13 protein-coding genes are annotated in these 10,426 nt (G+C 49.6%); 1 reads left to right on the forward strand and 12 read right to left on the reverse strand.

What is annotated here, in order from left to right:
- Nucleotides 1–53 precede the first annotated feature (53 nt).
- Nucleotides 54–551, reverse strand: a complete 498-nt coding sequence (locus EKM96_RS04420; protein WP_125640280.1) for a cysteine hydrolase family protein — start codon at nt 549–551, stop codon at nt 54–56.
- A gap of 234 nt (nt 552–785) precedes the next feature.
- Here EKM96_RS04420 and EKM96_RS04425 point away from each other — a divergent pair, with 234 nt between their 5' ends.
- Nucleotides 786–1,862, forward strand: a complete 1,077-nt coding sequence (locus EKM96_RS04425) for a S66 family peptidase (RefSeq protein ID WP_125640283.1) — start codon at nt 786–788, stop codon at nt 1,860–1,862.
- Between the two features lie 83 nt (nt 1,863–1,945).
- Here EKM96_RS04425 and EKM96_RS04430 read toward each other — a convergent pair whose 3' ends face one another.
- From EKM96_RS04430 to EKM96_RS04480, 11 genes are all read right to left on the reverse strand, one after another.
- On the reverse strand, nt 1,946–2,785 hold the full coding sequence (locus EKM96_RS04430; protein WP_125640286.1) for an alpha/beta hydrolase: 840 nt from the start codon (nt 2,783–2,785) through the stop codon (nt 1,946–1,948).
- 163 nt (nt 2,786–2,948) lie between these two features.
- Complete coding sequence (locus EKM96_RS04435) at nt 2,949–3,212, reverse strand: Txe/YoeB family addiction module toxin (protein ID WP_125640289.1); 264 nt, start codon at nt 3,210–3,212, stop codon at nt 2,949–2,951.
- Nucleotides 3,205–3,468, reverse strand: coding sequence for a type II toxin-antitoxin system Phd/YefM family antitoxin (locus tag EKM96_RS04440; protein WP_125640292.1), 264 nt, complete (start codon nt 3,466–3,468; stop codon nt 3,205–3,207). Before EKM96_RS04440 ends, EKM96_RS04435 begins: the two co-directional genes overlap by 8 nt.
- 165 nt (nt 3,469–3,633) lie before the next feature.
- Nucleotides 3,634–4,926 carry a YhgE/Pip domain-containing protein gene (locus tag EKM96_RS04445; protein WP_125640295.1) on the reverse strand — a complete coding sequence of 431 codons (1,293 nt, stop codon included), beginning with the start codon at nt 4,924–4,926 and terminating at the stop codon, nt 3,634–3,636.
- A gap of 129 nt (nt 4,927–5,055) precedes the next feature.
- Nucleotides 5,056–5,697 carry a TetR/AcrR family transcriptional regulator gene (locus EKM96_RS04450; RefSeq protein WP_125640298.1) on the reverse strand — a complete coding sequence of 214 codons (642 nt, stop codon included), beginning with the start codon at nt 5,695–5,697 and terminating at the stop codon, nt 5,056–5,058.
- A gap of 165 nt (nt 5,698–5,862) precedes the next feature.
- The gene (locus EKM96_RS04455; RefSeq protein ID WP_125640301.1) at nt 5,863–7,242 is read right to left on the reverse strand and encodes an MFS transporter; all 1,380 of its coding nucleotides are present in this window, start codon (nt 7,240–7,242) and stop codon (nt 5,863–5,865) included.
- A gap of 137 nt (nt 7,243–7,379) precedes the next feature.
- Nucleotides 7,380–7,667 (reverse strand): ArsR/SmtB family transcription factor, encoded by a 288-nt coding sequence (locus EKM96_RS04460; RefSeq protein ID WP_125640304.1) that lies wholly within the window; start codon nt 7,665–7,667, stop codon nt 7,380–7,382.
- Between the two features lie 52 nt (nt 7,668–7,719).
- Nucleotides 7,720–8,115 (reverse strand): DUF3021 domain-containing protein, encoded by a 396-nt coding sequence (locus EKM96_RS04465; protein WP_125640307.1) that lies wholly within the window; start codon nt 8,113–8,115, stop codon nt 7,720–7,722.
- 11 nt (nt 8,116–8,126) lie between these two features.
- A complete protein-coding gene (locus EKM96_RS04470) occupies nt 8,127–8,588 on the reverse strand; it encodes a LytTR family DNA-binding domain-containing protein (protein ID WP_125640309.1) in 462 nt (153 codons plus the stop codon).
- Nucleotides 8,589–8,610: 22 nt separating this feature from the next.
- Nucleotides 8,611–9,486: an ABC transporter permease gene (locus EKM96_RS04475; RefSeq protein ID WP_125640312.1), complete on the reverse strand. Its 876-nt coding sequence runs from the start codon at nt 9,484–9,486 to the stop codon at nt 8,611–8,613.
- Nucleotide 9,487: 1 nt separating this feature from the next.
- Nucleotides 9,488–10,348, reverse strand: coding sequence for an ABC transporter ATP-binding protein (locus EKM96_RS04480; RefSeq protein ID WP_125640315.1), 861 nt, complete (start codon nt 10,346–10,348; stop codon nt 9,488–9,490).
- Between the last annotated feature and the right edge of the window lie 78 nt (nt 10,349–10,426).

The following is a 10,426-nucleotide window of genomic DNA, read 5'->3' on the forward strand; positions in this document are numbered from 1 at the left end:
CCTCTGAATTGGTATAAATCCACTTCAGGAGGACCTTTCAAGATCTTAATCAGTTAGGCGTTTAACATGGTCACAAACCGATGATTCCAAATTCCCTCAAAGAAGGCAATGGTTTGTTCGGCCGTCATGAATTTATTATCAACGGTGGTTGTCAGCCCCCGCGTCATTTCTAAGTCATAGCCAATTCCGTGGGCAACTTTCGTCGTGGTGTCGACGCAGTATTCAACCTGCGCCCCACAAATTTCGAGTGACTCTGCGGCAAAGCTCGTTAAGACGCGTCGCAAATTGGTGTGGTAAAAGGCGTTCGCATGATGCTTGGAAACCAAGGGGTCTGTGTCGCGGTAATCTAATTCGGGAATCAGTTCCCAATCGTGGGTCCCCTCAACCAAGTCCTCATCCGCATGTTGGATAAAGACAACGGGTTTCTTGGCCTTGCGGTACGCCGCGATTCTAGCGTTGACACCCGCAATGACCTGGGGCATGTTCGCTGCGGTTTGTTCACCGTAACAAACACCATTTTGAAGATCAATGACTAATAAAACATCTGCCATGTTGATGGCCTCCTTAAGGAATCTTTCAGCTCATGTCTTATAATACGCTATTTATAATGGCCTTAAAACCAAAATATTTCAGGAATGATTATTTTATTTCATGACTGCTTTTCCATTAAACCAGATGAGTCATTCTTAACTGGGTCTTACCAATTATGGCTATGCCAGATTAACCGTTTCAGGCATGGCACAAAGGCGTATAATAAACCCAATTTAGTCATTGGAGGGATGTCCATGATCAAGCCGCATCAATTACATAAGGGAGATAAAGTTGCCCTGGTTAGCCTGTCTAGTGGGATCTTGGGTGAAGACTTTGCCGCCCACGAGTATCAGCGAGGCAAACAACGTCTCCGTGAGCTTGGCTTAATTCCAATACCCATGCCAAACGCCCTAAAAGGCCTCGACTTCCTCGAAGCCCATCCGGAGGCCCGTGCCGCTGACCTCAAGGCAGCCTTCGCCGATCCCGCCATCGCTGGTATTTTCTGTGCGATTGGTGGCATTGATACCTATCGACTCGCACCTTTTCTCTTGGACGACCCGGCCTGTATCGCCACAGTGAAGCAGCATCCAAAACTATTTACCGGCTTCTCTGATACCACCGTTGACCATTTAATGATCAATCGGTTAGGTCTCACCACTTACTATGGTCCCAACATCATTAACGACCTGGCAGAGCTCGATACAGCGTTACTGCCATATACGAAGCGCACCCTGACCCACTACTTAGAGAATACCGACACCACGCCGATCTTGAGTAGTCCCATCTGGTACGAAGAGCGCCAGGACTTTTCACCGACGGCGCTCGACACACCCAGAATCAGTCATCCTGAGACTCGCGGGTACCAGGTCCTCCGTGGGCATGGACAGGTCAACGGTCGTTTATTTGGCGGTTGTATTGACAGCCTGAGTAGCCTCCTCACTGATGCCCGTTACCCAGATGAACCCGTCATCGCCAAGCGCTATCGACTACTCCCCAGTCCCACAGAATGTCGCGATAAGATTCTATTCTTAGAGACCAGTGAAGAACGGCCAACCCCTGCCGCCTATCGGCAAATGCTCCGAAACCTAAAGCAAGCAGGTATTCTCGGTAACGTTAAGGCCATCATCACGGGCAAGCCACAAAATGAGGTCTACTACGACGACTACTGCCAGGTTTTACTAGAGGAGACCGCCGACCGAAATCTGCCAATCATGGCCAACTTTAATTTCGGCCACGCCTATCCACGGACTGCCTTACCATATGGCTTGACGGCAACCCTTGATTTTGAAAAGCGATCACTGACGGTCACAGAGCCATTCTTTGCTGAATAACCACCTTTAAACAAGCAGCCCCCCGAACTGGAACCAATCCAATTCAGGGGGCTATTTGATTATTGATGTCGAGTTCCCTTCGCTTAATGGCGTAAGAAGCGAATGAGCAGTCGGTCTACCTGAACATTGTCGTGTAACCGACTATGTTGCGCCTTAGCCCCAACAATCCGCCGTTCTTGATAGGACTTGGCCCGACCGGCCATCAGATAACGTAATGATTTGGAAGAGGCATTGCTAACCGATCCGTCCGAATGGGACCCATCACCCTTATCGCCATAAATATTCAACACGGCAATCTGATTCTTGGGTAGTGTCCGTCTTAAGCTCAATAAGCCTTGATATTCCGGCTGCATTTTTTCGGGCTTACCCTCACGATTCAGCTTCATGCGGTTGGGCTCGTCATTCATGCCCAGAATCCCATTGAAATGCCCAGCAATGTCGACCTGCTTCCGCAATCTAGGCAGACGCCGATCGTTGTCTTTTAAATAATACATGATGGCCATGTTACCCATCGAGTGGCCAACCACGTTGAAGGACTTGGTATGGTAGGTCTGTTGCAGCTTAACCACCGTCGCCTTGGCCCAGCGGCCCCATTGCCGCGAACTCGAATTACGATTACCTTCAAATCCCACCTCGACAATTGGATGATAATCCCCCTCATGGAAGTGGCCGGACAGACTAACCTTTCCTTGGGTCGAAACGGTTGCCCGTACAATGGTCTTCGTCAGGCCAGCATTAACTAGCGAGTGGGCCATCTGGTCCTCGGCGTGCGTGCTACTCCCCCAACCATGAAAGAACAGCGTGGGCTCATATTTACTGGCATTCGGTAGATCAGCTGAACTGGAAGACCCGCCTAGCTTACCACAACCTGTCAATCCCAATAATAGGGCCATCAGTCCAATAATTAAGCGACTTTTTTTCATTAGGCCGTTCCCCCTTTCGCAAATGTAATGGACTAAGTATAAGCCTTCGGGTGGGCTATAAGGCAAGCGTTATTTAGAGAAGACTACGAATGACGCTGAATCGCGCATGAGAAAAGGCCATGACGTTCATCATGACCTTTAATAGAGTCCTGAATAAAGGAATTTATTTTTCACTATAATGCGTCCGACAAGCCAAAATCGTCACAGCCTTACCATCAACACCATAGATTAACCGGTCCTTTTCATTAACTCTTCGGGACCAGTACCCCGTAAGGTCGCCGTGCAATCGTTCAGGCTTGCCAATGCCACTGAATGGTGACCGTGAAATATCCTTCAATAGGCCATTAACCCGCTTCAGGCCACGCTTGTTATTCTTCAACAACCAAAGATAATCTTGCCAGGCGTTATCCGTAAATATTTTATTCATCGGGATCATCAATTAATTTATGCTGAGCCGTTTTGTTCTGATTAACCTGTGACAGTGATTGCCGGAGCCATTCTCGGTTTGTCGGGTTTTCTAATACATAACGGTTTTCAAGCATATTGTTGTATTCTTCCTCTGAGATTAAAACCGCATTTTTTCGATTCTTTCGGGTAATTGTGATCGGTTCAAAGTCACCAGTAGCCTTGTCCATATAGCTTTTTAGGTCCTTCCGAAAGTCACTGTAAGTTGTTGCTTCCATCTTCCAATACGCCTCCCTTACTTAATCACGTCCGTCTAACTCATACAGGCATATTGTACAGTATTACGTACAGTAAGACAAATGTTTATGGCTGCCGTTTTCAAATAATTATAGACCCGTATCACATTACCTCTTGGCATGCCCAGAATGCCTGGCCTTATGGCCTCACAGCACGACCTCATCCGAACGATGCCAGTAGAAGTACGCCAATGTACCTAAGCTAAAGAACGCCGTCATTCCAACCAGGATCCAAATGATTCCGGTAATGGACCCCCCTAATGAGATCGTATGCCGCAAACCGGCCATGGCCACGGTCATCGGCAAGTAGGGATGAACCGCGCGGTAGAACGGATTCGTCAGCTGAATGGGATAGGTACCACCGGAAGCACCGATTTGAAATAGCATGAATAACAGCATGAGCCAAGCCCCCGTCAGGCCCAGCCAAAGGCGAAAACACGTCACTAAGCTGAAGAAGGCCAAGACAATCAATAGGCTCAGGAGATAGGTCGAACCGGGCTCTAACGGTCGCAGGCCAATGATGTAGCGGACTCCTAACCACATGCAGGATGCCGCTAACACGACGAACCCCCAGAGGAAGCCCATCTTATCCAGCCAAGCAATGGCAAAGTTGCGGTGTGGACCATGCCGAGTCCCGGCATCATAAATGATATTCAGCGTAATGCAGCCGACAAATAACGAGATGGCCATAAAATAGGGCGCCATGCCCGTGCCGTTATTGGCCACGCCAACCACATCATGCTGGACTAACTTAATTGGCATCGCCAATTGCTTGAGTTGGTCCGTCCGCCGAGTTTTCCGTAGTTGTTCCCCGCCTTGAGTCAATCCAGTCACAATCTTTTGGGTTGCCGCGGCCACCTGAGAGACAGGCAGTCCGGCCACGCTGGCCTGGCTCAGCTGCCCTAATTGCTGGGCACTCGTGGTTAACCCCTTACCGGCAGTCACCGCGGTTGCCTGGCTGGCTTGTAGCTCGGCTTGAATGGCGCTCTGATTCAAGGTTGCCTGTAACTTCTGCATCGTCGTGGCCCCCATCTTTGCGGCCACGGTACTTTGGCCGGCATTGGTGTCGTAGGTCAGCCGCAACTGCCGGGGCGTCGTTGCCAGGCGGCTGAGCGTTTCTGAGGCATTGCTAGGAATTTTAAGGACTAAGAACAATCGGCCATCCTTCAATTCTCGTTGAGCAGTTCGGGCCGTCATGCGGTGAAATTGAAGAGATTTACCATTGATCAAGCTCTGGGTCACCGTGCGTCCCCAATGAACCGTCTCGGTTGGCCGGTCGCGATCAACCACGGCCATGGGCAGACGATGAAGCTCACCATAGGGATTCCAAACAGAGGCTAGAAACAGCCCCGCATAAAACAAGGGAATCACTAAAATACCCAACAAAATTCGCCAAACTGCTGGATGACGCTTGAGATATAACCATTCTTGAGATTTCATGATACCTTCCCCCTTTTGCGAATGAACGAATCATTCATTCGATTGCCACCCAGTCTAACCATTCTCACCGGGAAGACAATTTTCGACGACCCGTCGGGGGGCTTTTGACCAGTTAGCTAATTAAGGGAATCATTGATAGCTACGCTGCAGCATCTCCCGAACCACCGTCAACATTTGTTCATCGTCACTGCGATCCATCTTGGTTTCAAAACTGTCGTAACGCTTGTGGGCACACCACCAGAAGACCAGGTCTACCACCACGACGCCGTTACGTTCGGGGTCTTTCAAGCTTGGTTGAGACTGCTTCAAGAAGTCGCCTACCTGCCGATAAATTTCCTGTCGTTGCTGACGATACAACGCGGTCAATGCCGGATTAATGGTTGGGTTATGCTCCAGAATCAGGAAGTATCGCCCATACCGCTTAAACGTCGCGAATAACGTAGTCAGCAAGCGATCAAAGTCTGTGGTTCTTTGCTTAGCCAGCTGACGGTTCCAATCCCGATAGGCCGCTTCCGTTTGACGAATCAATTCTCTGGGATCGACTGGCTGCAGCGGATACGTTGTTGACGGCCGGCCCGCGATAGTTGGGACCGTCGTCTGAAAGACGTAGTCTAACAGGGCCGCCTTCCCACTGAACAACCGATACAAGCTGCCCACGGCCACGTTTGCTCGCTGGGCAATCATTTGCATCTGCGTTTCGTGATAGCCCGGTTGAATGAACAATTCACTCGCGGCTGAAGCAATACGTTCCAATTTTTCTTCATCAGTCATGACTTCGTCACCCCTCTCCACCTTCATTAAACGCCAATCGACCCGAAACTTCCGCATCGAGCTTGCCGCAACAATAGTCAGCTAACAAACGTTACCGCGGCGCAACCTTCCCCATGAACAAGAAAAAGCCAGGGCCGCAAGTTCATGCGGTCCTGGCTTGATCGGTTAACTTTGAAAGTCGGTTGTCTCCTTGGCTGCGAGATCCTTTCTAAGGTGTAGACGTCTGGACCAGACAATTCCCAGAAAAGACATGCCACCAGCAGCAAACATGGTCGCCTGAAATCCATTCGTAAACGTGATTCCTTGAAATTGATAAAAAATCATCACGGCCGCGGTCGTCCCAACTGCACCGCCTAATAAACGGAAAACATTGTAAATTCCGGAGGCCTTGCCAATCATCATTCTTGGCACTGCACCCAGAACGGACTTTTGCAACGCCGGTCCGGCCATTGATAATCCAACGCCTGCCAGCATTAGCGGTACAACTAAAAACGAATACGTTTGTCTAACCAGTAACGCAATCAGCAGATAACCAACGCCTTGTAACCCCAAGCCAATAGTTGCGACCCATCGCTCACCAAAGCGATCCACGGCACGACCGGCAAATGGCGCTACAATGACTAACGTTCCGGTCCAAGGTAGCAATTCTATACCAGCGATCAATGCATTGGCTCGTTGACTGACTTGTAAGTATTGCGGTAGGAAAAAGACCACCCCGTACATTGAGCCATAAAGACAGGCCGTGGCAAGATTTCCGCCAACAAAGACCTTATTTCGAAAAAGAGCTAAGGGCACCGTCGGCAGGACCTCCTGGGACTGCCGGTAAACGAACCACCCACCCGCGATTAAACTCATGCCCCCTATCACCAGGGCTAGCATACGACCATCGCTATTGGCAGCAGAGAGCGCCCAAATAATGCCGGCCATGGCAATAATAATCAGACCATCATCGACTAAATTAATCGGTGCGCTCTGCCCGTGGCTTTCTGGTAAATACCATCTAGATAAAAGTATGGCCAGCCCGCCAATCGGAACGTTAATCCAAAAGATCCATTGCCAAGTTAGTTGGGCCACAATCAATCCCCCAAGGGAGGGACCCACAATCAGTGCGAGTCCCCCGATACCACCCCAAACACCCAGGGCCCGGCCCCGCTGACTAGCCGGTAAAGAATTGCTGAGAATGGCCATGGACATCGGCGTCATAACCGATGCCCCGATACCCTCAATAATTCTGGCGATGATTAACCAACTAATATTCGGTGCCAAAGCGCATAGGGTCGACCCCATCGTAAAGACTAAAATTCCCCAAGTATAGACTTTACGTCTTCCCAAACGTTCCCCTAAGGCCACGCCAATCAACAGGACTGCCGCAATAGTAATATTGTAGGCGTTCATTGCCCACTGGAGGGTCCTCACGGATATTTGAAACTGCGTCCGAATAGCAGTCGAAGCCGTGGTGACAATCATCGTATCCATCATTGCCATAAAAAAACCAAGTGACGTCAGAACCAATATCCACTTTGAATGAACCTCTTTTTCAATCATTTCCCCGTCTCCCTACTCCGCATGATAGTTCAAATACTTTTGAACTATCTAAACATATCATTGTGATCACGCCATGACAAGCACCAAATTAAAAAAAGAGAAGCCCTGTAGAGGCTTCTCCCGATTGGTCTAGTTCATTATAAGTTTTGCCAGAAATGCGTTAAATAGTGGTCAAAGGTCGAGCGGTCCAAGGCCACATATTTTTCACGCGCCACCTTATGGGCGGTAATTAAACCCGCCTCCTGCAGAATTTTAAAGTGATAAGATCCAGAAGTCTTGCTGATTTGCATTGCCTGACCGACCTCACCACAAGCAACCTCGTGGTCAAGTCGGTTTAAGTAGCGAACAATGTCGAGACGGATCGGATCAGCGAGAGCCTTGAACACGGCGATATTGTCTTTAGTTGTCATTTCTTGTTTTGTCATATCACTTATCCTACTAGAATTAATTTATTTCGCAAGTCCCACTGCGCAGGGCTCAGGATTTTTTCTGCGTACGCTGCTTCAGGGCCTGGTTGATTTTGGTCACCCGGAAGTGCTGGCCTAACATCACAACGGCCCAAATAATCACGTAGATGAGGAGAAAGCTTCCCACCGCCATCGGTCCCAGTGACCAATGATTGTAGGCCATTAAGACCAGCATCAGGCTGGCCGTGCCAATCAGGTGAATGCCATAAGCTAACGGCCACGCCACCTCCTGATGACCATCATCGAAGATCATACTGAGGAGGCCGATGGCCGCACTCACCAGGAGTAAGCTCAGGACATTTTTAGCCGACACAGTGGTCGGGGCAACGTGCATCGCAATTAGAAGGAGAAAGGTCACAGCCCCGTATCCCATGCCACGAAAACCGTAAATGAACATCTTAGTCATTTTTAACCCTCCTACAATCCCAGCTGATGCATCAGCTGTTTAACATATTTACGGCTCACGGCGGTCTTCACGTGATCGGTTAAGATGGCCGTCATATTACCAGAGAAACTATCCTCTAACGATTCCAAATGGTCCAGGTTTAACACGCCATGCTTAGAGACCTGAACGAAAGTCTTACCGCCGAGACGCTGAACCAGATGTCGCAAGGTTTCATGTGTAGTGATCGTGCCAGTTGTTGTATAGAGCAACAACGTGTCCTGCTGGATATCGGCCAGAATAATAGCCGCCGTCTTAACCATCACCAGCCGGTCTGGCGTCTTCACCGGAATGATACCTGCATGAACCGCCTGGTCCTGGTAATCCGCCAGGTAAGCCATCACGTCGGCCACCTCTGGACTCCTCGCCGCTGCTTGAACGACCACCAATGGATCGGTCGCCTCAATCGCCAAGTTCTGTTCAAATTCGACCCGCACCAAAATCCCCCCCAATTTTCACTTACCGTTCGTGAACCAGTCGGCGTTGGCGCCGGACTTGCCACCATTTCGGCATGAACGCCAACACGACTGCGATAATAAAGATTAGTCCCATTATCTGGTAAGTGGCCCGCTGGGTCAATAAGGTTGACCAGTTAAGTCGAATGCCCATTAATTTTTCAAAGTGTCGTCTAACCATCGTGTGACCGGAAAATGCGGTCGTCAGTTTGCCGTCCATGAGAAATTGGCGGTACAGGGCCGCGACATAGCTCCCCGGAACAAATTTAACCAGGTTCTGCGCCAGATTGGGCATGGTGCCAATGGGGATGTAAGTGCCAACCAGAAAACCTGACGCCGTGCCAACGATAGTACCAATCTTACCTAGACTATCCTCGGAGTGAATGCCACGAATAATGACGGCATTCACCGCAGTTGATAGGATCGAGCTCGTCACGATCAGGCCCAACACGTTCACGAGGCTTCCCAGCGACAGGGTTAGTCCATCCGTTAAATAAAAGCCCCCCCACATGATCCCAAGCATCACGACCTGCATCAATACCCCAATAATGGCAGAACTGACCAAATAGCTGGTAAACAAGCTTAACGGACCGGCATCGGTCAGTTCCAGGTCGGCCGTCACCTGCTTTTCTTGGTCGGTCACTAATTGACCCAGATTCGTCAACGTTGTGGTAATTCCGGTAATGGCCAGCGTTCCACCAATCAACCAGCTATCTAGTAACACCTTGGCATCGGGAACTTGAGACCAGCTCGCCAACATATTTTTCTTCAAGAAGACCAAATAAAGCACGAAGGAAATGAGGGCGCCTAACAATGAGAAGAACACGCCGCTACGATTCCGGAAATACAGGAGTAAGTTTCGCTTAATCATGGCCATCATCCTAACGCATCTCCCTTCCCGTCAATGCCAAGAAGGCATCGTTCATACTACCAGGTCGAAATTCAAAATTTTCAATTAAATCATGATTTGTGATTAAAACGGCCATGGCTGCTTGTGCCGTTGCTAAGTCGTAGACCAGCCGCTCATTGGTCATTCGCACCGGTTGATAGTCAATTCGGGCTGCAAGTTGGCTAATGTTCGTTGCGGCCAACGTTAACAAATTACCGGAATATTGGCGTTTAATTTCTGCAGCGGTCCCACATGCCAGCACCTTGCCATGATCAATCACAATAACCTTGTCGGCCGAATCCGCCTCATCTAAGTAATGTGTGGTGAGAATAACCGTCAGATGATGCTCCTGTTGTAGCCGTTGAATCAACGTCCAAATGGCCAATCGCGTTTGAATGTCCAGGCCGGTCGTTGGTTCATCCAAGAAAAGAATATCGGGATTATTAATCAACGCTCGTGCGATATCGACACGCCGCTTTTGGCCGCCGGAAAGGGTGCCATAACGTTGTGACAGGAAGCTCGTCAGCCCAAGTTGCTCGTTCAAGGCCGAGACGCGATCGGTCGGCACCTGTCGATATTGACCGGCCCGAATGTCCAAATTTTCCTTGACCGTTAGCTTATCATCTAAGACACTCCCCTGGAAGACCACACCGAGTTTGGGCTTCCGGTCATACGTCACTTCGCCGGCCGTGGGGATACTCAGTCCGATTAGCATCGACATCGTGGTCGATTTACCCGCGCCGTTGGGCCCCAACAAAGCCGTAAAACTGCCCTGCTCAATCTGTAAATTCACACCGTTCACGGCGACATGGTCGCCAAAGGTTTTCGTTAAGTTTTTCGCTTCTAGTAACATTCGTAAATTGCAAGAACAAGTTAGCCAGTCGTTGAGGACAATCCCAGAACAGGCCGTTATCAAATAGAAGTTGTGGCG

Origin of the sequence: Levilactobacillus tangyuanensis, from assembly GCF_003946545.1 — a bacterium.
Lineage (GTDB): Bacteria > Bacillota > Bacilli > Lactobacillales > Lactobacillaceae > Levilactobacillus > Levilactobacillus tangyuanensis.